The organism is Pseudomonas sp. OA65, assembly GCF_017498305.1.
Taxonomy (GTDB): Bacteria; Pseudomonadota; Gammaproteobacteria; order Pseudomonadales; family Pseudomonadaceae; genus Aquipseudomonas; species Aquipseudomonas zanjanensis.
The window spans coordinates 103553-126333 of sequence record NZ_JAGDEZ010000012.1 but is presented as its reverse complement, the minus strand read 5'-3'; the positions used below and the strand labels follow the sequence as shown (position 1 = coordinate 126333).

22 protein-coding genes are annotated in these 22781 nt (G+C 60.7%); 16 read left to right on the top strand and 6 right to left on the bottom strand.

Going from position 1 to position 22781, the window contains the following annotated elements; genetic code table 11:
• Positions 1–2 precede the first annotated feature (2 nt).
• On the bottom strand, positions 3–458 hold the full coding sequence (locus J3361_RS13190) for a DciA family protein (RefSeq protein ID WP_207964949.1): 456 nt from the start codon (positions 456–458) through the stop codon (positions 3–5).
• 307 nt (positions 459–765) lie between these two features.
• Here J3361_RS13190 and secA point away from each other — a divergent pair, with 307 nt between their 5' ends.
• The 4 genes from secA (at position 766) to J3361_RS13170 (ending at position 6574) form a co-directional block, all read left to right on the top strand.
• Positions 766–3501 (top strand): preprotein translocase subunit SecA, encoded by a 2736-nt coding sequence (gene secA / locus J3361_RS13185; protein ID WP_186706369.1) that lies wholly within the window; start codon positions 766–768, stop codon positions 3499–3501.
• A gap of 121 nt (positions 3502–3622) precedes the next feature.
• A complete protein-coding gene (gene argJ, locus J3361_RS13180; protein ID WP_207964948.1) occupies positions 3623–4840 on the top strand; it encodes a bifunctional glutamate N-acetyltransferase/amino-acid acetyltransferase ArgJ in 1218 nt (405 codons plus the stop codon).
• Positions 4841–5000: 160 nt separating this feature from the next.
• Positions 5001–5633: a glutathione S-transferase family protein gene (locus tag J3361_RS13175; protein ID WP_207964947.1), complete on the top strand. Its 633-nt coding sequence runs from the start codon at positions 5001–5003 to the stop codon at positions 5631–5633.
• A complete protein-coding gene (locus J3361_RS13170; protein ID WP_207964946.1) occupies positions 5630–6574 on the top strand; it encodes a Nudix family hydrolase in 945 nt (314 codons plus the stop codon). The genes J3361_RS13175 and J3361_RS13170 overlap by 4 nt, the downstream gene beginning before the upstream one ends.
• 147 nt (positions 6575–6721) lie before the next feature.
• On the opposite strand, the gene J3361_RS13165 is transcribed toward J3361_RS13170, so the two are convergent.
• Genes J3361_RS13165 through J3361_RS13155 form a run of 3 tightly spaced genes read right to left on the bottom strand, consistent with a single transcriptional unit; the run spans position 6722 to position 10305 of the window.
• A complete protein-coding gene (locus tag J3361_RS13165; protein ID WP_207964945.1) occupies positions 6722–7303 on the bottom strand; it encodes a cob(I)yrinic acid a,c-diamide adenosyltransferase in 582 nt (193 codons plus the stop codon).
• Between the two features lie 2 nt (positions 7304–7305).
• On the bottom strand, positions 7306–9342 hold the full coding sequence (locus J3361_RS13160) for a HAMP domain-containing sensor histidine kinase (RefSeq protein WP_207964944.1): 2037 nt from the start codon (positions 9340–9342) through the stop codon (positions 7306–7308).
• 45 nt (positions 9343–9387) lie between these two features.
• Positions 9388–10305, bottom strand: coding sequence for a putative 2-dehydropantoate 2-reductase (locus tag J3361_RS13155; RefSeq protein ID WP_207964943.1), 918 nt, complete (start codon positions 10303–10305; stop codon positions 9388–9390).
• Between the two features lie 142 nt (positions 10306–10447).
• On the opposite strand from J3361_RS13155, the gene J3361_RS13150 reads away from it, so the two are divergent.
• Both J3361_RS13150 and J3361_RS13145 read left to right on the top strand, forming a co-directional pair.
• Positions 10448–10933 carry a YajQ family cyclic di-GMP-binding protein gene (locus tag J3361_RS13150; RefSeq protein ID WP_186706362.1) on the top strand — a complete coding sequence of 162 codons (486 nt, stop codon included), beginning with the start codon at positions 10448–10450 and terminating at the stop codon, positions 10931–10933.
• Positions 10934–11077: 144 nt separating this feature from the next.
• Positions 11078–11920 carry a mechanosensitive ion channel family protein gene (locus J3361_RS13145; protein ID WP_207964942.1) on the top strand — a complete coding sequence of 281 codons (843 nt, stop codon included), beginning with the start codon at positions 11078–11080 and terminating at the stop codon, positions 11918–11920.
• A gap of 164 nt (positions 11921–12084) precedes the next feature.
• On the opposite strand, the gene J3361_RS13140 is transcribed toward J3361_RS13145, so the two are convergent.
• A complete protein-coding gene (locus tag J3361_RS13140; RefSeq protein WP_207964941.1) occupies positions 12085–13365 on the bottom strand; it encodes an OprD family porin in 1281 nt (426 codons plus the stop codon).
• A gap of 884 nt (positions 13366–14249) precedes the next feature.
• Here J3361_RS13140 and J3361_RS13135 point away from each other — a divergent pair.
• A complete protein-coding gene (locus J3361_RS13135) occupies positions 14250–14675 on the top strand; it encodes an HIT domain-containing protein (RefSeq protein ID WP_207964940.1) in 426 nt (141 codons plus the stop codon).
• A 3-nt stretch (positions 14676–14678) separates the two neighbouring features.
• Positions 14679–14885, top strand: a complete 207-nt coding sequence (locus J3361_RS13130) for a SlyX family protein (RefSeq protein WP_060740896.1) — start codon at positions 14679–14681, stop codon at positions 14883–14885.
• Between the two features lie 70 nt (positions 14886–14955).
• On the opposite strand, the gene J3361_RS29705 is transcribed toward J3361_RS13130, so the two are convergent.
• Complete coding sequence (locus J3361_RS29705; RefSeq protein ID WP_207964939.1) at positions 14956–15561, bottom strand: cold-shock protein; 606 nt, start codon at positions 15559–15561, stop codon at positions 14956–14958.
• A gap of 396 nt (positions 15562–15957) precedes the next feature.
• Between J3361_RS29705 and J3361_RS13120 the strand changes: the two genes are divergently transcribed.
• The 8 genes from J3361_RS13120 (at position 15958) to ruvB (ending at position 22683) form a co-directional block, all read left to right on the top strand.
• The gene (locus J3361_RS13120; RefSeq protein ID WP_207964938.1) at positions 15958–16431 is read left to right on the top strand and encodes a Dps family protein; all 474 of its coding nucleotides are present in this window, start codon (positions 15958–15960) and stop codon (positions 16429–16431) included.
• A gap of 203 nt (positions 16432–16634) precedes the next feature.
• Positions 16635–16976: a ribbon-helix-helix domain-containing protein gene (locus J3361_RS13115; protein ID WP_207964937.1), complete on the top strand. Its 342-nt coding sequence runs from the start codon at positions 16635–16637 to the stop codon at positions 16974–16976.
• Between the two features lie 286 nt (positions 16977–17262).
• Complete coding sequence (locus tag J3361_RS13110; RefSeq protein WP_003178589.1) at positions 17263–17484, top strand: zinc ribbon domain-containing protein; 222 nt, start codon at positions 17263–17265, stop codon at positions 17482–17484.
• Positions 17485–17559: 75 nt separating this feature from the next.
• A complete protein-coding gene (aspS, locus tag J3361_RS13105) occupies positions 17560–19335 on the top strand; it encodes an aspartate--tRNA ligase (RefSeq protein WP_207964936.1) in 1776 nt (591 codons plus the stop codon).
• 120 nt (positions 19336–19455) lie between these two features.
• Positions 19456–20202 carry a YebC/PmpR family DNA-binding transcriptional regulator gene (locus J3361_RS13100; protein WP_018614256.1) on the top strand — a complete coding sequence of 249 codons (747 nt, stop codon included), beginning with the start codon at positions 19456–19458 and terminating at the stop codon, positions 20200–20202.
• 172 nt (positions 20203–20374) lie between these two features.
• On the top strand, positions 20375–20899 hold the full coding sequence (gene ruvC / locus J3361_RS13095; protein ID WP_014339919.1) for a crossover junction endodeoxyribonuclease RuvC: 525 nt from the start codon (positions 20375–20377) through the stop codon (positions 20897–20899).
• Positions 20900–21012: 113 nt separating this feature from the next.
• Positions 21013–21621 (top strand): Holliday junction branch migration protein RuvA, encoded by a 609-nt coding sequence (gene ruvA, locus J3361_RS13090; RefSeq protein ID WP_053124616.1) that lies wholly within the window; start codon positions 21013–21015, stop codon positions 21619–21621.
• Positions 21622–22683 (top strand): Holliday junction branch migration DNA helicase RuvB, encoded by a 1062-nt coding sequence (ruvB, locus tag J3361_RS13085; protein ID WP_003178599.1) that lies wholly within the window; start codon positions 21622–21624, stop codon positions 22681–22683.
• Positions 22684–22781: the final 98 nt, after the last annotated feature.

Genomic DNA, 22781 nt, shown 5'->3' with positions numbered 1-22781 from the left:
TCTCAATCCTTGGGCCTTGCATGGGCCGCCAACCGCTCCAGCGCCGCCCGCAGGTTAGGATCGGTGATGCCGTCCGCCGTGGCCTGGATGGTCGCGGCGGCGTCGGTGGACAAGTCCAGCGTATGCCCCTTGGCGCCGGCCTGGACGGTGGGCGGTTGGACCTTGAACAGGATCCGCGTCAGGTTGGCGAATTCTTCGAATGCCTGGAGTTGGCGCAGCAAGCGTTTTTGCTGGTAACGCAGGCGCGTGGCCCAGTGGCCGTCCGTGACGATCAGCAGCAAACTGCCTTCGCGCCACGACGCTACGTGGCAATGTTCGCGCGCGGCCGGTTGCAACTGGCTGTCCAGCAGGCGCTGCAGGTGGCCCAGGCGCCGGGCGTGGCCGAAGATGGCTTTCAGCGGCTTGGCTTCGCGCAGCAGAACGGCGGGTGCCTTGGCTGGAAGAGGGCGAAAGGCCATGAATGAATACCGCAAATGACAGAGGCGCCATGGTAGCAGAAAGCGCCGGATGCGCCTCGACCCTCTTGCCCAGCGGCTTTTAGCTACATAATCAATGAGTAACTTCTGCACCTTGCGGGTTGAAGTTCGCGTAAAAGCCCTTATTTTAGTGTGGCCCCGTCACAGCGCTGTGCCAGCATCGTGGAATAACGCCACTTTCCTCTCCATCGTTTCCGGGTAGAATGCTCGTTCGCATGCGGCCATGAGGGCTGCACGGGCGACTCATGGGGCCGCCCTCCATCCCTTTAGTGTGGAAGATCCTGCCGATATGTTTGCGCCTTTGTTAAAGAAACTTTTTGGAAGCAAGAACGAGCGTGAAGTCAAGCGCATGCTCAAGACGGTACAGACTGTCAATGCCTTCGAAGAGCAAATGGTGGCCCTTTCGGACGATCAGTTACGCGCCAAGACTGCCGAATTCAAGGACCGCATCGCCAAGGGGGAAACCCTTGACCAACTCCTGCCCGAAGCCTTTGCGGTCGCCCGTGAAGCCGGCAAGCGGGTCATGGGCATGCGCCACTTCGACGTCCAGTTGATCGGCGGCATGACCTTGCACGAAGGCAAGATCGCCGAAATGCGTACCGGTGAGGGCAAGACCCTCGTGGCGACCCTGGGCGTGTACCTCAACGCACTGTCCGGCAAGGGCGTGCACGTGGTGACGGTCAACGACTACCTGGCCCGCCGCGACGCCAACTGGATGCGCCCGCTCTACGAATTCCTCGGCCTGACCGTCGGCGTCGTCACGCCGTTCCAGCCGCCGGAAGAGAAGCGCGCCGCCTATGCCGCCGACATCACCTACGGCACCAACAACGAATTCGGGTTCGACTACCTGCGCGACAACATGGCGTTCAGCATGGAAGAAAAATTCCAGCGTGAACTCAACTTTGCCGTGATCGACGAAGTCGACTCCATCCTCATCGACGAAGCCCGTACCCCGCTGATCATTTCCGGTCAAGCCGAGGACAGCTCCAAGCTGTACATCGAGATCAACAAGCTGATCCCGCAGCTCAAGCTGCACGTCGAGGAAGTCGAAGGCGAAGTGACCCAAGCCGGGCACTATACCGTCGACGAGAAGACCCGCCAGGTCGAACTCAACGAGGCCGGTCACCAGTTCATCGAGGAAATGCTCACCCGCGTCGGCTTGCTGGCAGAAGGCGAGAGCCTGTACTCGGCCCATAACCTGGGCCTGTTGACCCACGTCTATGCCGGCCTGCGTGCCCACAAGCTGTTCCATCGCAACGTCGAATACATCGTGCAGGACGGCCAAGTCGTGCTGGTGGACGAACACACCGGTCGTACCATGCCGGGCCGTCGCCTGTCCGAAGGCCTGCACCAGGCCATCGAAGCCAAGGAAGGCCTTAACATCCAGGCCGAGAGCCAGACCCTGGCCTCGACCACCTTCCAGAACTACTTCCGCCTGTACAACAAGCTGTCCGGCATGACCGGTACCGCGGACACCGAAGCGTTCGAGTTCCACCAGATCTATGGCCTGCAAGTGGTGGTGATTCCGCCGAACAAGCCGCTGGCTCGTAAAGACTACAACGACCTGGTGTTCCTGACCGCCGAAGAGAAGTACGCGGCGATCATCAACGACATCAAGGAAGGCATGGCCCAGGGCCGTCCGATCCTGGTGGGTACCGCCACCATCGAGACCTCCGAGCACATGTCCGCCTTGCTCAACAAGGAAGGCATCGAGCACAAGGTCCTCAACGCCAAGTTCCACGAGAAGGAAGCCGAGATCATCGCCCAGGCCGGTCGCCCGGGTGCGCTGACCATCGCCACCAACATGGCCGGTCGTGGTACCGACATCCTGCTGGGCGGCAACTGGGAAGTGGAAGTCGCCAGCCTGGAAAACCCGACGCCTGAGCAGATCGCGCAGATCAAGGCCGACTGGCAGAAGCGTCACCAGCAGGTGCTCGAATCTGGCGGCTTGCAGGTGATCGCGTCCGAGCGTCACGAATCCCGTCGTATCGACAACCAGCTGCGTGGCCGTGCCGGTCGCCAGGGCGATGCCGGTTCCAGCCGTTTCTACCTGTCCCTGGAAGACAGCCTGATGCGCATCTTCGCCTCTGACCGGGTGAAGAACTTCATGAAGGCCCTGGGCATGCAGCCAGGCGAGGCGATCGAGCACCGCATGGTGACCAACGCCATCGAGAAGGCCCAGCGCAAGGTCGAAGGCCGCAACTTCGATATCCGCAAGCAATTGCTCGAGTTCGACGACGTCAACAACGAACAGCGTAAAGTGATCTATCACATGCGTAACAGTTTGTTGGCCGCCGACAACATTGGCGAAACCATCGCCGATTTCCGTCAGGACGTGCTCAACGCCACCGTCAGCGCCCACATCCCGCCGCAATCGTTGCCGGAACAGTGGGACGTCGCTGGCCTGGAAGCCGCCTTGCAGAGCGATTTCGGCGTGGCCTTGCCGATCCAGCAATGGCTCGACGAAGACGATCACCTGTACGAAGAAACCCTGCGCGAAAAACTGCTGGCCGAACTGATCGCTGCCTACAACGAGAAGGAAGACCAGGCGGGCGCCGAGGCCCTGCGTTCCTTCGAGAAGCAGATCGTGCTGCGGGTGCTGGACGACCTGTGGAAAGACCACCTGTCGACCATGGACCATCTGCGCCACGGTATCCATTTGCGTGGTTATGCCCAGAAGAACCCGAAGCAGGAGTACAAGCGCGAGTCCTACACGCTGTTCTCCGAGTTGCTCGATTCGATCAAGCGCGACTCGATCCGTGTGTTGTCTCACGTTCAGGTTCGCCGCGAAGACCCGGCCGAGGAAGAAGCTCGCCTGCGTCAGGAAGCCGAAGCCCTGGCCGCGCGCATGCAGTTCGAACACGCCGAAGCCCCTGGCTTGGAAGTGGTTGCCGAAGAGGGCGTCGATGTGGATGTCGCCTTGGCGACCGCCCCAGTGCGCAACGAGCAGAAGCTGGGCCGCAACGAACTGTGCTATTGCGGTTCGGGCAAGAAATACAAGCATTGCCACGGGCAGATCCAATAAACCCGTCTCAACGCTGAGCGACCCGCGCCGCGGCAGGTTACCCCTGTCGCGGCGTTTTGCCATTTGATTCGCCGTCCCGTTTGAGGCGGTAACGATATACATCTAATTTAGGAGCGCATTCATGGCTGTTGGTCTTGGTCCGTTGCCCACGTTGCACCCGGTTGCCGGTTTTGAACTCGGTATTGCCTCGGCGGGCATCAAGCGCCCCGGGCGCAAGGACGTCGTGGTCATGCGTTGCGCCGAAGGCTCGACGGTGGCGGGCGTGTTCACCCTCAACGCCTTCTGTGCCGCGCCGGTGATCCTGGCCAAGCAACGCGTGCAAGGGCCGGTGCGTTACCTGCTGACCAACACCGGCAACGCCAACGCCGGCACCGGCGCGCCAGGCCTGGCCGCCGCCGAGCGCACCTGCGCCAAGCTGGCTGAGCTGACCGGCGTCGACGCCAGCCAAGTGCTGCCGTATTCCACTGGGGTGATCGGCGAACCGCTGCCGGTTGAGAAGATCGAAGGCGCCCTGCAAGCCGCCCTCGATGACCTGTCGGAAAACAACTGGGCCGCGGCCGCCACCGGCATCATGACCACCGACACCCTGCCCAAGGGCGCGAGCCGCCAGTTCCAGCATGACGGCGTGACCATCACCGTCACCGGCATCAGCAAAGGCGCCGGCATGATCCGCCCGAACATGGCGACCATGCTCGGCTACATCGCCACCGACGCCAAGGTCTCGCGCCAGGTGCTGCAGGACCTGATGCTCGACGGCGCCAACAAGTCGTTCAACCGCATCACCATCGATGGCGACACGTCCACTAATGACTGCTGCATGCTGATCGCCACCGGCCAGGCCAACCTGCCGGAGATCACCGAAGCCAGCGGTCCGCTGTTCACCGCCCTGAAGCAGGCAGTGTTCGACGTGTGCATGGAAGTGGCCCAGGCCATCGTCCGTGACGGCGAAGGTGCGACCAAGTTCGTGACCGTGCAGGTCAACGGCGGTGGTAATCACCAGGAATGCCTGGATGTCGGCTACACCGTGGCGCACTCGCCGCTGATCAAGACCGCGCTGTTCGCCTCCGACCCGAACTGGGGCCGGATCCTTGCCGCCGTCGGCCGGGCCGGCGTGCCTGAGCTGGACGTGAGCAAGATCGACGTGTTCCTTGGTGAGGTCTGCATCGCCAGCCAAGGTGCGCGCGCTGCGACCTACACCGAAGCCCAAGGCGCGGCGGTGATGCAGCAGGAAGAAATCACTATCCGTATCGAGTTGGGACGGGGCGATTGCAGCGAAACGATCTGGACCACCGATCTGTCCCACGAGTACGTCAAGATCAACGCCGAGTACCGGACTTAAACCGCTCGGGACCGAGTCGCTCCTATCGCGAGCAGGCTCGCTCCCACAGGAATTTGTTGAGTGACATCGATAGTGATCACAACACACATCCACTGTGGGAGCGAGCCTGCTCGCGATGGCGCCCGTATAGACACCTCAGAACCACAAGAAAGGAATCCCCATGAGCCTGCACCTGATCATCGGCGACAAAGATCTCTCTTCCTGGTCCATGCGCGGCGCGCTCGCCCTGGCGCTGACCGGCGCGAAGTACACCGAAGAGTTGGTCAGGCTCGGCCAGCCGGATACCCGTGAAAAGCTGCTCAAGTATTCAGCCACGGCCAAGGTCCCATTGCTCAAGACCGAATTCGGCGTGATCGCCGATTCCCTGGCGATAGCAGAATACCTGGCCGAACAGTTTCCCGAGGCCAATCTCTGGCCCAAGGACGTGGCTGCCCGGGCCCAGGCGCGCTCGGCCTGTGCGCAGATGCACAGCGGCTTTTTCGCCCTGCGCAACCATATGCCCATGGATCTGCTGCACGATGCGCCGCTGTCACCGATGCCATCCGAGGTGCAGGCGGACATCCAGCGGATGCTGGCGCTGTGGGCCGAATGCCGTGCGGCGGCGGCCGAAACCGGTCCTTACCTGTTTGGCCGCGTAAGCCTGGCCGATGCATTTTTTGCCCCTGTTGCCGTACGCTTGCGCACTTATCAAGTAGCACTGCCGGAGGTCGATGAGGCCTACGTCCAAACCCTATATCAATGGTCAGCGTTCAAGGCGTGGCAACAAGCTGGCCTGGAGGAAACTACGCGGTGAAACGAGTCCATGTGGCGGCGGCGGTGATCCGCGACGCTGCCGGCAAGATCCTCATTGCCCGACGGGCCGACACCCAACACCAGGGTGGCCTGTGGGAATTTCCTGGCGGCAAGGTCGAGGCTGATGAATCCGTCGAGACGGCCCTGGCCCGCGAGCTTCATGAGGAACTGGGCATTGTCGTCGACGCCGCCCGGCCGTTGATCAAGGTGTGTCACGATTATCCGGACAAACAGGTGTTGCTGGATGTCTGGGAAGTTTCGGCGTTCAGTGGCGAACCCCATGGCGCCGAAGGTCAACCGTTGGCCTGGGTGACGGCCCGCGACCTGACGAATCATGAGTTTCCAGCGGCCAACCAGCCGATCGTCGCGGCGGCCCGTTTGCCGGGTGAATACCTGATCACCCCGGAAGGCCTTGAGACGCCAGCCTTGCTGCGCGGCATGCAGAAGGCGATTGCCGGCGGGATCAAGTTGGTCCAGTTGCGTGCGCCCAACGGCTACGACCCGCAATACCGCGATCTGGCGGTGGATGCGGTGGGGTTGTGTGCCGGCAAGGCCCAACTGATGCTCAAGGGACCGTTCGAGTGGCTGGGGGATTTTCCTTCCGCTGGCTGGCACATTACCGCTGCGCAACTGCGCAAGCACGCCGCGGCCGGCCGACCGTTCGGCAAGGACCGTTGGCTGGCGGCTTCCTGCCATAACGCCGAGGAGCTGTCCCTGGCGCAGCAGATGGATGTGGACTTCGTCACCCTCTCGCCGGTGCAGCCGACCCAGACCCATCCCGATGCGCAGCCGTTGGGCTGGGCGGAGGCGGCGCGGTTGATCGAGGGCTTCAACCGGCCGGTCTATCTGTTGGGCGGGGTAGGGCCTGGCGAGCAGCAAAAAGCCTGGGAGGCCGGGGCGCAGGGTGTGGCGGGGATTCGGGCGTTTTGGCCTGAGGCTTGATTCTGTGGTGTAACCGCTGACGCCATCGCGAGCAGGCTCGCTCCCACAGGGATCTGTTGAGTGGCATTGATAGTGGTCACAACACAACTCCACTGTGGGAGCGAGCCTGCTCGCGAAGACGGCCTGACAGGCACTACACCTATCTGATCAATCCGCAGGCTTGGCCGCCGCCACCCAAAGCACCTCAGCCACCCCTTGCCGCCGGGCAATGACCCGCGCGGCCACGAACAGCAGATCTGATAACCGATTGATATAGGCCAGCCCCGGCCCCGCCAGCGGTTCCACCGCGTTCAATTGCTGGCAACGACGTTCGGCGCTGCGGGCCAGGCTGCGACAGACGTGGGCTTGGGCAATCAACGTCGAACCACCGGGCAGGATGAAATTTTCCAGCGGCCCCAATTCTTCATTCCACAGGTCAATCGCCGCTTCCAGCCGCTCGATTTCCGCCACGTTCAAGGCTTGGTACGCCGGCATCGCGAGCTCACCACCCAGGTCGAACAACCGGTGCTGACACGGCGCCAACACTGCGATGACTTCTTCCAGCGCCGGATGCCGGACGGACTCCTCGGCGAGCCCGGCGAGTAACAAGCCCAGTTGGCTGTTCAGTGTGTCCACTTCGCCGATGGCCTCGACCCGTGGATGATCCTTTGCCACGCGGCGACCATCGCCCAACCCGGTTTCACCTTTGTCGCCGGTGCGGGTGTAAATCTTCGACAGGCGAAAGCCCATGCTCAGCGCTCCAGTTGTTTGTTTTCCTGCGCCACCATCGAAGTGCCCGCCAGGGGCAGGCGCAAGGTGAAGCAGGTGCCTTGGCCCGGCGCCGACTGCACTTCCATCTGGCCCTTGTGGTTGTTGGTGATGATGAAATACGAGACCGACAGCCCAAGGCCGGTGCCCTGGCCGATCTCCTTGGTGGTGAAGAAGGGCTCGAAGGTACGCTTGCGCACGTTCTCGCTCATGCCGATGCCGTTGTCCTCGACCTGGATTTCCGCCCACGGCGGATTCAACCGTGTGCGCAGGATAATGCGCCCGGGTTCGCTGTCGTCCTGGCGCTGATGAATCGCTTGGGCGGCGTTTTTCAGCAGGTTGAGCAGCACCTGTTCCAGTTCGTTGGCCGTGCCGGGCACCGGTCCCAGGTTGGGGTCGAACTGGCGAATGATCGCCTGGCCCTTGAAGTCGAAGCCGATCGCCAGGTCGAAGTCGTTACCGGCGATTTCCACCGCCTGGTCGATCAGTGCGGGCAGGTCACAAGGCGCCATTTGCCGGGTGCTGCGCCGGCTGAAACTGAGCATGTGGGTAACGATTTTCGCTGCCCGGGCGCCGGCCTGCTGGATGCCGTCGAGCAACTGCGGAATCTCGCGACTTTCCAGGTAGCGGTTGACCACCGGCAGTTCGATGCCCAACTGCTCGGCCTGTTCGAGGTTCTTTGGCAACTCCGGTGACAGCCGCCGACGGATGTTCTGCACGTTGTGCAGGATGGCGCCCAAGGGATTGTTGATTTCATGGGCCATGCCCGCCGCGAGGCCACCGACCGAGAGCATCTTCTCCGATTGCACCATCATTTCTTCCAGCGACAGGCGCTGGGTGATGTCATCGATGCGGATCACCACGCCACGCCCGGCGCCGCCCATCAATGGGTAGAAGGTCAGGGCGTAATGCCGGGCTTCGTCGTCCTTGGTCCAGGTGACGCGTTCGATCTTGGCCACCGTGTGCTGCTCGACGGTCTGCTTGAGCTGGGGCAGGTACGGCTTGAGCGGTTCGAAGGCGAGGAAGATCGGCTGGTTCAGGGCTTCGTCCAGGCGCGTGCCGGAGAGGGCGCTGGCTTCCTGGTTCCATTGGGTCACGTAGAGTTGCTCGTCGAGGGCGATCAGCGCCGACGGCATGGAGTCGATGATGCTGTTGAGGTAGTTCTGGAAGCCCGTGAGTTTTTTCTCGATCTTGCTTCGTACCTGGACTTCCAACTCCAGCTTGCGATTGGTATGGCGGGTTTCTTCCGCCAGGCCCTGGGCCTGGTCGTAGGCGGCCTGGGAGTCGTCCCGCGCGCGCTTGAGTTGCTGTTCTCGGGCTTCGATCCGCGACAGCATGGTATTGAATGCCTCGGCCAGGCTGCCGATCTCGTCGTGGTTGCCCCTTGCGGCGCGCAGGGCATAGTTCTCCTCGCGGGTGACTTGGCGTGACAGCTCTTCGAGTTGATGAATCGGCTGTGTGATCAGGCGTTTGATCTGCTGGGCAATGATCAACCACAGCAACACGCTGAAGATCAGGATGCCGAGACTGGCGGTCAGGGTGCCGGTGTAGAACGCGGTCGGCAATTCGCTGCTGGCCACCAGCAATAGATGGCCGGGTGCCGTGCCGGGGCGGGGCAGGGTGATGACCTGGTTGCTGCGAAACTCACCGGCCTGCCAGGCCTGCATGTTGCGGTAATGGTCCGGCAGCTTGAGCTTTTCGCCCTGTTGCAGTTGTGCCAGGCGTTCGCCCTGGCCATCGTACAAGGCCGCGGCCCTGAGCGGTGCGTAGCTGTTGAGCTCGTCGAGCAGGCGCTGGGCGCTTGGCGGCGATTGCAGGGCGTCGGAGATCAGGCTCGGGTTGGCGATCAGCCGGCCAATGGTCTGCAGGGCCTGGGGCGCCATGCTTTCCTGGGAAATGTAGTAGGCGGCGCTGATAAAGGTCAGGTTGGCCACCAGCAGGACAGTGGTCAACAACACCAACAGGGCGGCCAGCAGTTTCTGGCCGACCGGGAGGTTTTCAAGGCGCTGGCGCAATGGCATCAGACTCGTCGCTAAGAAGGAACACGAGGCCAGCGTAGCCGCTGCTCAGTCGCTGGGCAATCCGAGGTTGTCCAAGTGGACAATCAGTCGCTGGCGCAGCTGTTCCAGGTGCGGCACGCTCAGCTCGTGGCGTTGGGCGATCTTGCAGGCGTAACCGAGCAAGTAGCTGATTTCGGTGCGACGCCGATTGGCCACGTCTTGGTACATCGAGGAGTAATTGGCGGCCGTGGCCTGGATCACCCGTTCGACTTCCGGCTGCAAATCCTCGGCCGCCGCGGGCTGGCCGCAACGTTCGAGCAGGTCAGTGAGCTCCGCGCACAAGGTCGCGACTTCGCAGCGGTGTTCCTGCAAGCCACCGTTCTTGCAGTGATGCAGCACGGTCAGTGGATTGATCGCGCAATTGAGCGCCAACTTGCGCCAGAGGCGCGTGAGGATGTCGGCGCTCCATTCATGGGGAATGCCGGCGGCGGTCAGGTCGTCCAGCCAGAACGGCGCGACCGGGTGCGCCGGGTCGCCCAGCCAGGTATAGCCGTGGCCGGCGAACACCACACGCCAGTCACCGTCGCGGAACGCGCCTTCGGTGCTGGAGGCGCTGATGCAACGGGCCTGGGGCACACAGTTGGCCACCGCGTCCTGGCTGCCGAGGCCGTTCTGCAACAGGATCAGTTCCGACTCGGCGCTCAGGCGATGGGCCACCGAGGCCACGGCGGCTTCCGCGTCGTAGGCTTTGCAGGCCAACAGCAGGCGCTTGATTGGCTCCGGGCTGTCCGCCGTTTCGCCCGGCACCGGGTAGCGCTGCGCCTGGCCTTGTTCCACCAGGGTCAGGCCGCCGGCGTTGCGGTAGGCCTGCAAGCGCGCTTCGCTGCGCAGCACCAACCGCACCGGCAACCCGGCCCGGGCCAGGCGCGCGGCCCACAACGTGCCGAGACTGCCGGCCCCGAGGACATGCCAGGTGGTCGACATCAGTTTTTTGCTCGGATTGATGCAGGCATCGGAGGGCTCGCAGTGTCGGCAGGAAAAGAGCCGTTATAATGAGCCCGATTTTAACCACAAGCCAAGCGCGCGCCGTTGATACTGGCGCGCCTTTTTATTTGGAGAACACTACATGCCGTCATTCGACGTGGTATCCGAACTGGACAAGCACGAAGTCACCAACGCGGTTGAAAACGCCGTCAAGGAACTCGACCGTCGTTATGACCTCAAGGGCAAGGGCAGTTTCGAGTTCAAGGAAAAAGACCTGACCGTGAACCTGACCGCCGAGGCCGACTTCCAGCTCGAGGCGATGATCGAGATCCTCAAGCTGGCGCTGGTCAAGCGCAAGATCGATGTGCAGTGCCTTGAAGTCAAGGACGCCTATGCCTCGGGCAAGTTGATGAAGCAGGAAGCCGTGCTCAAGGAAGGTATCGACAAGGAACTGGCCAAGAAGATCGTCGCTCATATCAAGGACGCCAAGCTCAAGGTACAAGCCGCCATCCAGGGCGAGCAGGTGCGGGTCACCGGCAAGAAACGTGACGACTTGCAAGAAGCCATTGCGGCACTGCGCGCCAAGGCATTCGACATGCCCCTGCAATTCAATAATTTTCGCGACTGATTTCGGATTTTCGCGGTTACCGTGGCGAGGGAGCTTGCTCCCGCTTGGGTGCGCAGCACCCATCAATAGGGCCGCTACGCAGCCCAGCGGGAGCAAGCTCCCTCGCCACACAATGCCGCGTGCAACAGGAATAAGGAGAGTTAGATGGACTTGAACGCTGAAGTGGACAACCTGGTCAAGGCTTCCCAGACCTGGATTCCCATGATCATGGAATACGGCAGCCGCGTGCTGCTGGCCGTCATCACCCTGGCCATCGGCTGGTGGTTGATCAACAAAGTGACGCAGAAACTGGGTGCGCTGTTGGCCCTGCGTAACGCCGACCTGGCCCTGCAAGGGTTTATCAGTACCCTGGCCAACATCATCCTGAAGATATTGCTGATCGTCAGCGTCGCTTCGATGATCGGTGTGGAAACCACTTCGTTCGTCGCCGCCATCGGTGCCGCCGGCCTGGCGATTGGCCTGGCCTTGCAAGGCAGCCTGGCGAACTTCGCCGGTGGCGTGCTGATCTTGCTGTTCCGTCCGTTCCGCATCGGTGACTGGATTGAAGCCCAGGGGGTCGCGGGAACTGTGGACAGTATCCAGATTTTCCACACGGTGATTCGTACCGGTGACAACAAGACCGTGATCGTGCCCAACGGCAATCTGTCGAACGGCATCATCACCAATACCAACCGCCAGCCGACCCGCAAGGTCGTGTTCGACGTCGGCGTGGATTACCAGGCCAACCTGCAAAAGGCCCGGGAAGTGTTGTTGGAGTTGGCCAAGGATGAACGCGTGCTGGCAGATCCGGCGCCTGAAGCAGTGATTTCTACCTTGGGCGACAGTGCGATCACGGTGTCGTTGCGTATTTGGGTCAAGACTGCGGATTATTGGAATGTGATGTTCATGCTTAATGAGCAGGCGCGGGATCGCTTGAAGGACGCGGGCATTGATATTCCGTTTCCACAGCGCGTGATTCGAGTGGTTCAGGAAGGGGCCGCGCAATAACGATCTGAATATAACTTGGCACTGGGGTCAGGTTATGTTTAGTTAGCTTGCTATTTAAAAGTTTAGCTAAATCTGACATTGCAGTGGATATAAAAAAACCGCTCACCTGGATCAGGTGAGCGGTTTTTGTTTGTCGCGGGTGAAGCTATCGAACTAGCACTGAATTACAAGATGCTCAGTGGGTATTCGACGATGAAGCGGAAGTCGTTGTTGTCGCTGCCAACACCGGTGCTACCACGATAGAACGCGCTACGAACACGGAAAGACAGGTCTTTTGCTGGACCGCTCTGCATGACGTATTTGGTTTCGAAGTCAAGTTCGTGTTCTTTGTTGTCACTATCGTCGCCAACGGTGATGTTGTCGCCTCGGACGTAGCGAGTCATGAAGCTCAGGCCAGGAACGCCGTAGGTCTTCATGTTCAGGTCGTAGCGACCCTGCCAGGAGCGCTCGTCCTGATTGTTGAAGTCGGAGTATTGGATGGAGTTGGCGAGGAAGATAGTGCCGCCACCGTCAACGCCATACGCGTAACCGCTATCACCGGTGGAGCGCTGGTGAGCCACGGTGAACTTGTGGGCGCCGATGCTATAGGCTGCTGCGAGGGACCAGATGCGGTTGTCGATGTCGCCGCTGCGCTCTTGACCCTGGCTCTTGCTGTCGTAGCCGTTGAAGTCGAAGTTCACGGACTGATCTTCGTTGATCGGCAGGGTGTAGTTCAGGTTGATGTACTTCTTCTTGAAGTAATCTTCAACGTCGGAAGCAGCCACGCCAGCTACGAAATTATCGGTGAACTGGTAGGTTGCACCTGCAATGTTGGCGGAGGTCAGGCCAGGATTACGGATACCGGTATCGCTGTCACGACCATTGATGCTGTCACGGCCCATGCCAGTTTGTGCGCTGAGGGAAGTGAAGCGACCTGCGCTCAGTTCCAGACCCTTGATTTCCTTGCTGGTGATCAAGGTGCCGGTGGCTACTTCAGGCAGCAGACGGCTGTCATCGGTGGAGAACACTGGGCTGCTGGTGAACTGGTTACCGTATTTCAGAACGGTGTCGGACAGACGGAATTTAACCGCGCCGCCAGCCTTCGATTGAGTTTTTTCCAGGTCGCCATCGGCGTCTTGGGCGAACAAACCGTTACCAGCACGACCAGTGCCACCGTCGAATCGGGCCGAGCCCAATGCGAAGGCGTCAACGCCTACACCGACGGTACCTTGGGTAAAGCCCGACTCGTAAATAGCGCGTACGCCAAGGCCGGCCTCTTCACGATAGCTTTGCTCGTCACTAGCGTTGTTCTTCCAATCACGATTCATGTACAGCATGCGGCTCAGAACGTTCAAGCTCTGATCTTCAAAAAAGCCCTTGGATTCTTCCTGGGAAGAGGCCACTGCGAACTGCGAAACGCTGGCCGATACAGCCAGTGCGATCATGCTCCACTTCATCACGCGCATCGTGATTTGCTCCTTTGGTTTTTAGAAGAGTACTGCCGTCCCACCTGTTTTTTTATCTGGGCGGCTCTTTCTTTTTGTGTCGGCGCAAACTTATATCACGTCGACATTCTTTGGCGATACTTGCCCATTCAACCTTTCAGCTTCTTTACGACCCTGTCGCCAATGGCTCGATCCATGTCGCATTTCAGCTGTTCCGACGCAACCGTATTCACAACTTTTATGTTGTTTTCTTTTTTCGGCATCGGTGTAAAGAGTCCGTCGTTACCGCGTTTGAAGCTCCTGTGGGCAGCCTTGCCACTTTAATTTGTGTGTCGGCAGGTTCTCGCTTCCGGCGAGCCCCTTGGACAGTGCGAGTATGAATGCAACAAGCATGCTCAAACCCGGATTTCGTTTACATTTTTTTCACATTTCACCGGTTGACGCGGTGAAACCTCATGAAACCGGGCTCCAAAGGCCTTGTTTTAAATAGGGTTGACTCGTGCGGGCTCCCGTGTTTGGCATCGGCAAATTCGGCAAGACAATCAAAAACGTTACCGGTTCACCCTACCCAGTGAGTAAATCACGGATGCTTTGTGCACTGAGCGTAGACGCACTGTGCTGTTTTGGTGCAAAAAAAATTCAGGTTGTACGAAAATCTTACAACGTCGAGGTTTTGCCTGGGCCCTGGCACGGTCCTTCCAGGGCATTGCCGTGCCGCTTGCGCTGTGTTGGTGCGCCACTGGCACAGGTTGATGCCGCTTGTTGCAAAAAAACGTTCGAAGAACCGGGCGCCGGGACGCTACGCAGTGATCGATCCGGCGTTCGCGGGTATGCTGCACCCCTGTGTCCGACGCAGGCCTGCGGGCCGTTGAGCCGGGCAGAATCGATAACGAGGAGTACGCGCGGTGTTTGCCTTAGATCCACGACTGCAACAAGATACATTGCCTATCGGCGATTTCCCGTTGTGCCGTTTGCTCTTGTCCAACGACTCCAACTACCCGTGGTTCATCCTCGTGCCGCGGCGGGAAGATATCAGCGAATTATTTCAATTGGATGACGCTGATCAACAACAACTGTGGAAAGAAACCACGTCGCTGGCCGAAACCCTCAAGGATTCGTTCGATGCGGATAAGATGAACGTTGCAACCTTGGGTAACGTCGTCAGTCAATTGCACATGCATGTCATCGTGCGCAAGCGCGATGATGCCGCCTGGCCTGCGCCGGTCTGGGGCAAGCATCCGGCCCAGCCTTATAATGCGGGGCAGGTCGCGGCCATTCGCGAACGGTTGCGAGTGGCCCTGGCCGATGATTTCAAGTTTCTGGAGGGCTGAACCATGAACCTCGAAGAACGCGTAACCGATCTGGAAAGCCGCCTGGCGTTCCAGGATGACACCATCCAGGCATTGAACGATGTGCTGGTGGCGCAGCAGCGGGTGGTCGAGCGTCTGCAGCTGCAAATGGCGGCGTTGCTCAAGCGCCAGGAAGAAATGGCCGGGCAATTCGAGTCGTTCGAGGAAGAAGCGCCGCCGCCTCACTACTGACGTGGGCCGATTTCCAGGCATTAAAAAACCGCGAGCAGCCAGGCTGCATCGCGGTTTTTTTACGCTTGGATCAGCGGCGCGGCAGCGCGGCGATCACATCTTCGGCTTGCAGGCCCTTGTCGCGGTTCATCACGGAGAACTCCACGCGCTGGCCTTCCACCAGGACGCGATGGCCTTCGCCACGAATGGCCCGGAAATGCACGAAAATGTCATCGCCGGAGTCGCGGGAGATGAAGCCGAAACCCTTGGACGTGTTGAACCACTTCACCGTGCCGGTATCGCGGTTGGACATGTCGTAGTTCTGCGCAGCGGCGGCCGGCGACGACTTCTTGTAGAAGCTGACGGCCAGGTGCAGTGCCACGGCGAACAGCGCCGCGGCCAGGCTGAACAGGATGGCCGGTTGGCCGCCGATTTCCGGCATGGGTGCCAACAGGGCCAGGGTTTGCAAGGCAACGGCCAGCACCAGCAGGGCGCTGACAAGGTTTTGCAGTTGGTGACGTGGACCTTTGTTCCAGTAAGGGATGACAGGCGCAAGGGTCAGGTTGAGCAGGCCGAAAAAGGCCAGGTACAGTGCATCGGGATGTTGCAGGTAAGGTGTGGCTTCGGAACCCAGGCTAGGGATGAAGGACAGCAGCAGGGCAGCTGCGCCCATTAGCAAGTGGACGATTTTCAACATTTTGATTGGCTCACGGTTAAGACAGATCACAAGGAAGAGCGGGTCGGGGACGGTTCGCTTCGAAACAATGAGAGGCGTTGGACACGTACCCGAATCAGCCTATGCGCTACGCTCGGGAAAATAAGCGTAGCGACACACTGCCTATTTAACAGCAAAGCTGGAGCCTTCTCAAACCCGTTACGGGCGCGCACCGCGCTGTTCGTCGGCCAGAAAAGCTTTGCCGATGTTCGAGGGTGCCAGGCAAGCGGCGTCGAATTGCGCAAGGTGTCGGAACCGTGAGTCGCCCTGGCTTGTCGGTTCTGGAGGGCTGGCGATCTGTCGCAGGCCGCAGGCGGCCAAAACCACTAGAGTGGGTAGGGCTGTTGTCGAATTCATCACCCTCGGGAGATCAAGCAAATGGCAATTGATATCGGTATCAGTGAAGAAGACCGCAAGTCCATCGTCGACGGGCTGTCGCGCCTGCTGTCGGACACCTACGTGCTGTACCTCAAGACCCACAATTTCCACTGGAACGTCACAGGGCCGATGTTTCGGACCCTGCACCTGATGTTCGAGGAGCAATACAACGAGCTGGCCCTGGCGGTGGACCTGATTGCCGAGCGAATCCGCGCCCTGGGCTTCCCGGCTCCGGGCGCTTACTCAGTGTATGCGCGCTTGTCCTCCATTAAAGAAGAGGAGGGCGTGCCGGCCGCCGAAGACATGATCCGGCAACTGGTGGAGGGCCAGGAAGCGGTAACACGTACGGCCCGTGGCATCTTTCCTTTATTGGACAAGGTCAGTGACGAGCCCACCGCTGACCTGTTGACCCAGCGCATGCAGGTTCACGAAAAGACCGCGTGGATGCTGCGCGCGTTGATCGAAGGCCAATAATCGAGCGGATGATGACCGGGCGTGGGGCGCATTGCCTGCATCTGCTGTGTAGGACCGCGTAATTCGTCGCCGGCCAGCTGTTGGCTTGTCCTACGTCCATGGTCATAAAGTCGTCTAGAACTGGCGATGCCGTTGAGCTTCTATAGAGCCACGGATGGGTTGTTCCAACCCAGAGGCTCGTATGGCAAAGGAGTGTCAACGGTATGATTCAAGGAAAAGACCCCGGAGAGGCGCGGCGGGGGCGTTTTCAGCCCATCAGCGTCGACCCGTTCGTCCAAGGGTTCGATATGCAACTGGCCCGGCCCCTGGCCCGATCCATTCGTCTGAACGGGTTCGCCACCTGTCTGCGGCTGGAACAGGTCTATTGGGAGATCCTCGGCGACATGGCCGAGCTCAACCGCTGCTCCATCAGCACATTGCTGTCCCATGTGGACAGGGAAGTGCACCTGCGGCATGGCGGGGTACGCAATTTCAGCGGGTTGGTGCGTGTGGTCTGCGTGGTGCACAGCTTGAAAGAGGCGGGAATGGATCATCGTGTGGTCTAGCCCCGTCAATGGTTGCGAGCGCGGTGTCCCCCAGGGGAATGAGTTCATTCGTGGCGAGGGAGCTTGCTCCCGCTGGGCTGCGCAGCAGCCCTCTTTGTGAGCGCTTCGCACTCAAGCGGGAGCAAGCTCCCTCGCCAGGATGAGTCGCGCAAGCCGTTAATGAACAAAAGGATCGGCAATGACTGTGCGGTCTTACGGCTGCACAGGCCGCATTTAATGGATATAATCCCGCTCTTTGCCGCAAAGCCTGCCTTTGCGCGTGTAACCTGATCGCCGAGACAACCCCATGCCGATGTACGACTATCAATGTGCTTCCTGTGGTCATCAGATGGAAGCCATTCAAAAGATCAGCGCGGCACCGCTGGTCGACTGCCCTGCCTGCCAGGCGCCGGAGCTGAAGAAGATGCTGTCCATGCCAGGTTTCCGCCTCGGTGGTACCGGCTGGTATGAAACCGACTTCAAGACCGGCGCCAAGAAAAACCTGGCCGGTGGCGACAAAGCTGATTGAGTTGAATACGCGCGAGTTCTTGCACGGGCAGGGCCTCCAACCGAATGTCGAATTACGAGAAGTGAAACCACTACCATGATGCGCAGCCATTATTGCGGCCAACTGAACGAAAGCCTGGAAGGTCAGGAAGTTACTCTTTGCGGATGGGTCCATCGTCGCCGTGACCATGGCGGGGTGATTTTCCTCGATATCCGTGATCGTGAAGGCCTGGCCCAGGTGGTGTTCGATCCGGACCGCGCTGAAACCTTCGCCACCGCCGACCGCGTGCGCAGCGAATACGTCGTGAAGATCACCGGCAAGGTGCGCCTGCGCCCGGCCGGCGCCGGCAACGCCAACATGGCGTCGGGCATGATCGAAGTGCTGGGCTACGAGCTGGAAGTGCTCAACGAAGCGGAAACCCCGCCGTTCCCGCTCAACGAATACTCCGACGTGGGCGAGGAAACCCGCCTGCGCTACCGCTTCATCGACCTGCGTCGCCCGGAAATGGCCGAGAAGCTGCGCCTGCGTTCGCGCATGACCACCAGCATCCGTCGTTACCTGGACGAGAACGGCTTCCTCGACGTCGAGACGCCGATCCTGACTCGCGCCACGCCGGAAGGCGCCCGCGACTACCTGGTGCCGAGCCGTACCCACCCTGGCAGCTTCTTCGCCTTGCCGCAATCGCCACAGCTGTTCAAGCAACTGCTGATGGTGGCTGGGTTCGATCGCTACTACCAGATCGCCAAGTGCTTCCGCGACGAAGACCTGCGTGCCGACCGTCAGCCTGAGTTCACTCAGATCGACATCGAGACCAGCTTCCTCGACGAAAAAGACATCATGGGCCTGACCGAGGGCATGATCCGCAACCTGTTCAAGGAAGTGCTGGGCCTGGAGTTCGGCGAGTTCCCGCACATGACCTTCGAAGAGGCCATGCGTCGCTACGGTTCCGACAAGCCGGACCTGCGTAACCCGCTGGAACTGGTGGACGTGGCCGACCAGCTCAAGGACGTCGAATTCAAGGTGTTCAGCGGCCCGGCCAACGACCCGAAATGCCGTATCGCCGCCCTGCGTGTTCCAGGCGGCGCGAGCATGCCGCGCAAGCAGATCGACGACTACACCAAGTTCGTCGGCATCTACGGTGCCAAGGGCCTGGCGTACATCAAGGTCAACGAGCGCGCCGCCGGTGTCGATGGCTTGCAATCGCCGATCGTGAAGAACATTCCGGAAGCCAACCTCAACGTGATCCTCGATCGCGTCGGTGCGGTTGACGGCGACATCGTCTTCTTCGGCGCCGACAAGGCCAAGATCGTCAGCGAAGCCCTGGGCGCGCTGCGGATCAAACTGGGCCACGACCTCAAGCTGCTGACCTGCGAGTGGGCACCGATGTGGGTCGTTGACTTCCCGATGTTCGAAGAAAACGACGACGGCAGCTTCTCTGCGCTGCACCACCCGTTCACCGCGCCGAAGTGCTCGCCGCAAGAGCTGGAGGCCAACCCGGCCACCGCGCTGTCGCGCGCCTACGACATGGTCCTGAACGGCACCGAGCTGGGTGGCGGTTCGATCCGTATCCATCGCAAGGAAATGCAACAGGCGGTGTTCCGCCTGCTGGGCATCAGCGAAGCGGAGCAGGAAGAGAAGTTCGGCTTCCTGCTCGATGCCCTGAAATACGGCGCGCCGCCCCACGGTGGCCTGGCCTTCGGCCTGGACCGCCTGGTGATGCTGATGACCGGCGCCCAGTCGATCCGTGAAGTGATCGCGTTCCCGAAAACCCAGAGCGCGGCCGATGTCATGACCCAGGCGCCGGGCGTGGTGGACGCCAAGGCGTTGCGCGAGTTGCACATCCGCCTGCGTGAACAGCCAAAGGCTGAGTAAGGCTGGCACCTGAGAGGGCGCATCTTCGGATGCGCCTTTTCATTGGTGTCGATATTTCTGATTGCCGGCCACTGCGTGCGCGCAGGGCGGGCAATGTTCCAAAAAGAAACGGAGCGAGTTATGGCAGGTCATTCCAAGTGGGCGAACATCAAGCACCGCAAAGAACGTCAGGATGCCAAGAGAGGCAAGATCTTCACCAAGTGGATCCGTGAGCTGACGGTCGCGGCCCGCCAGGGCGGCGGCGATCCGGGTTCCAACCCGCGCCTGCGCCTGGCCCTGGACAAGGCCTTGGGTGCCAACATGAGTCGCGACATCATCGACCGGGCCATTGCCCGTGGCGCCGGTGCAACCGAGGCGGATAACGTTGAAGAGCTGACCTACGAAGGTTACGGCCCGGGCGGCGTGGCGGTGATGGTCGAATGCATGACCGACAACCGCAACCGTACCGCCGCCGCCGTGCGTCATGCATTCAGCAAATGCGGTGGCAACCTAGGCACCGATGGCTCGGTGGCCTATCTGTTCGAACGCAAGGGGCAGATCAGCTTCGCCCCGGGCCTCGATGAGGATGCCCTGACGGAGGCGGCCCTGGAGGCCGATGCCGATGATGTGGTCAGCCATGAAGACGGTTCGTTCGACGTGTTCACGTCGTTCGCCAGCTTCTATGCCGTGCGCAACGCCCTGGAGGCGGCCGGCTTCAAGCCAGCCGACGCGGAAATCGTCATGCAGCCGACCACCAGTGCCGAACTGGACCTGGAAGGTGCTGAAAAGGTGTTGAAGCTGATCGACATGCTGGAAGACCTGGATGACGTGCAGAACGTTTATTCCAACGCTGATATTCCGGAGTCGGTGGCTGAACAGCTGGGCTGATAGCGTTGTGGGAACAACGATCTCGTTCGGTTATGCGTAGGTGCTTTATGTGGGAGCGAGCCTGCTCGCGATAGCGTTGGTCCAGCTTGCAAAAATGTTTGCAGTGATACCGCTATCGCGAGCAGGCTCGCTCCCACAGGTTCAAACAACTCCCCTTCAAACCGCAGGCGCTATGACTTTAATCCTTGGTATCGACCCTGGTTCGCGCATCACCGGCTACGGTGTGGTTCGCGATACCGGGCGCGGCTGCGTGTACGTTGCGTCGGGTTGCATCCGCACCGGTGCAGGTGAACTGCACGAGCGTTTGCAGATCGTTTATCGCGGCGTGCGCGAAGTCATCCAGACCTACGGCCCGGTGACCATGGGCATCGAACGGGTCTTCATGGCGCGCAACGCCGATTCGGCCCTGAAGCTGGGGCAGGCCCGGGGCGCGGCCATTGTGGCGGGCGCCGAAGAGAACCTGGAGATCGCCGAGTACACCGCGACCCAGGTCAAGCAGGCCGTCGTCGGCACGGGTGCGGCGAACAAGGAGCAGGTGCAGATGATGGTGATGCACTTGTTGAAACTGGTCAGCAAGCCACAGATCGATGCTTCCGACGCCCTGGCCATCGCCATTTGCCATGCCCACACCCGTTCCAGCCTGTTGCCCCATGGCTTGGGAACCGCACGCAGTCGTGGCGGGCGCCTGCGTCTCTGATAGCATCAGCGCTTCATTCATGAACCCGAGCCCGTTGCGCCTGTATCGTCGGCCTGAATGCTCGTGTTGTTACTCGCCAGCCCGCGGGCTGGCTAAGCCCAAGGATCTGAAACGTGATTGGACGCTTGCGCGGCACCCTGGCTGAAAAACAGCCGCCGCACCTGATTCTGGATGTAAACGGCCTGGGCTATGAGCTGGAAGTGCCCATGACCACGCTGTATCGCTTGCCGTCGGTCGGCGAGCCGCTGACCCTGCACACCCATTTGGTCGTGCGCGAGGATGCGCAGTTACTCTATGGTTTCGTCGGCAAGCGCGAGCGGGATTTTTTCCGCGAGCTGATCCGCCTCAATGGCGTCGGCCCGAAACTGGCCCTGGCCTTGATGTCGAGCCTGGAAGTCGATGAACTGGTGCGCTGCGTGCAGTCCCAGGACACCTCGGCCCTGACCAAGGTCCCGGGGGTGGGCAAGAAAACCGCCGAGCGCCTGCTGGTCGAACTCAAGGACCGCTTCAAGGCCTGGGAGGCGGTGCCGGCCATGTTCGCCCTGGTGCCGAACCAGCCGGATGCGCCGGTGCCGGCGGTCAGCGCCGAAAACGATGCGGTCACCGCGCTGATCTCCCTGGGCTACAAGCCTCAGGAAGCCAGCAAGGCGATTTCCGCCATCAAGGAAAAAGGCCTGAGCACTGAAGACATGATTCGCCGTGCCCTGAAGGGAATGATTTAAGTGATTGAAGCTGACCGTCTGATCGCCGCCACGGGCGCGCCCCGTGACCGCGAGGAAATCCAGGATCGCGCGATTCGTCCTGTCAGCCTGGCCGACTACATCGGCCAGCCGACCGTGCGCGAGCAGATGGAGCTGTTCATCCAGGCTGCCCGTGGGCGTAGCGAATCGCTGGACCACACCCTGATCTTCGGCCCGCCGGGCCTGGGCAAGACCACCCTGGCCAACATCATTGCCCAGGAAATGGGCGTCTCGATCAAGAGCACATCGGGGCCGGTGCTCGAGCGGCCGGGCGACCTGGCGGCGCTGCTGACCAACCTTGAGCCCCATGACGTGTTGTTCATCGACGAAATCCATCGGTTGTCGCCGATCGTCGAAGAAGTGCTGTACCCGGCGATGGAAGACTTCCAGCTCGACATCATGATCGGCGAAGGACCGGCGGCGCGCTCCATCAAGCTCGACCTGCCACCGTTCACCCTGGTGGGCGCCACCACCCGCGCCGGCATGCTGACCAACCCGCTGCGGGACCGTTTCGGTATCGTCCAGCGCCTGGAGTTCTATAACAACGCCGACTTGGCGACGATCGTCAGCCGCTCGGCGGGCATTCTCGGGTTACCGCTGGACCCCGACGGTGCCTATGAGATTGCCCGGCGTGCCCGGGGCACGCCGCGGATCGCCAACCGCCTGCTGCGCCGGGTCCGGGATTTTGCCGAAGTCCGGGCCAAGGGCCACATCACCAAGCCGATTGCCGACCTGGCGTTGAACCTGCTGGACATCGACGAGCGAGGCTTCGACCATCAGGACCGGCGCCTGCTGCTGACCATGATCGAGAAGTTTGACGGTGGCCCAGTGGGCGTGGACAGCCTGGCGGCGGCCATCAGCGAAGAACGCCACACCATTGAGGATGTGTTGGAGCCTTACCTGATCCAGCAGGGCTACATCATGCGCACCCCACGCGGGCGCGTGGTGACCCGCCATGCCTACCTGCACTTTGGCTTAAACATCCCGACACGAATGGGCGAGATGCCGGTGGTAGACGAATTCCTCGATGCCGTGGACGATTGAACGCGCTCTGTACGCCGACTTTTTTCCGGTTCGTGCTGTCCCAGACGACGCCTGGAGCGTCAATGCGTTCGAGAATGAAAAAACAGTTGCCTGGCCGA

Coding starts and splice junctions, on each gene's coding strand:
- J3361_RS13110 (WP_003178589.1), top strand. CDS start 17,263: ATGCCGATGTACGACTATCAATGTGCTTCCTGTGGTCATCAGATGGAA.
- secA (WP_186706369.1), top strand. CDS start 766: ATGTTTGCGCCTTTGTTAAAGAAACTTTTTGGAAGCAAGAACGAGCGT.
- argJ (WP_207964948.1), top strand. CDS start 3,623: ATGGCTGTTGGTCTTGGTCCGTTGCCCACGTTGCACCCGGTTGCCGGT.
- ruvC (WP_014339919.1), top strand. CDS start 20,375: ATGACTTTAATCCTTGGTATCGACCCTGGTTCGCGCATCACCGGCTAC.
- J3361_RS13160 (WP_207964944.1), bottom strand. CDS start 9,342: ATGCCATTGCGCCAGCGCCTTGAAAACCTCCCGGTCGGCCAGAAACTG.
- J3361_RS13115 (WP_207964937.1), top strand. CDS start 16,635: ATGATTCAAGGAAAAGACCCCGGAGAGGCGCGGCGGGGGCGTTTTCAG.
- aspS (WP_207964936.1), top strand. CDS start 17,560: ATGATGCGCAGCCATTATTGCGGCCAACTGAACGAAAGCCTGGAAGGT.
- J3361_RS13165 (WP_207964945.1), bottom strand. CDS start 7,303: ATGGGCTTTCGCCTGTCGAAGATTTACACCCGCACCGGCGACAAAGGT.
- J3361_RS13140 (WP_207964941.1), bottom strand. CDS start 13,365: ATGCGCGTGATGAAGTGGAGCATGATCGCACTGGCTGTATCGGCCAGC.
- J3361_RS13130 (WP_060740896.1), top strand. CDS start 14,679: ATGAACCTCGAAGAACGCGTAACCGATCTGGAAAGCCGCCTGGCGTTC.
- J3361_RS13120 (WP_207964938.1), top strand. CDS start 15,958: ATGGCAATTGATATCGGTATCAGTGAAGAAGACCGCAAGTCCATCGTC.
- J3361_RS13175 (WP_207964947.1), top strand. CDS start 5,001: ATGAGCCTGCACCTGATCATCGGCGACAAAGATCTCTCTTCCTGGTCC.
- J3361_RS13190 (WP_207964949.1), bottom strand. CDS start 458: ATGGCCTTTCGCCCTCTTCCAGCCAAGGCACCCGCCGTTCTGCTGCGC.
- J3361_RS13100 (WP_018614256.1), top strand. CDS start 19,456: ATGGCAGGTCATTCCAAGTGGGCGAACATCAAGCACCGCAAAGAACGT.
- J3361_RS13155 (WP_207964943.1), bottom strand. CDS start 10,305: ATGTCGACCACCTGGCATGTCCTCGGGGCCGGCAGTCTCGGCACGTTG.
- J3361_RS13145 (WP_207964942.1), top strand. CDS start 11,078: ATGGACTTGAACGCTGAAGTGGACAACCTGGTCAAGGCTTCCCAGACC.
- J3361_RS13150 (WP_186706362.1), top strand. CDS start 10,448: ATGCCGTCATTCGACGTGGTATCCGAACTGGACAAGCACGAAGTCACC.
- J3361_RS29705 (WP_207964939.1), bottom strand. CDS start 15,561: ATGTTGAAAATCGTCCACTTGCTAATGGGCGCAGCTGCCCTGCTGCTG.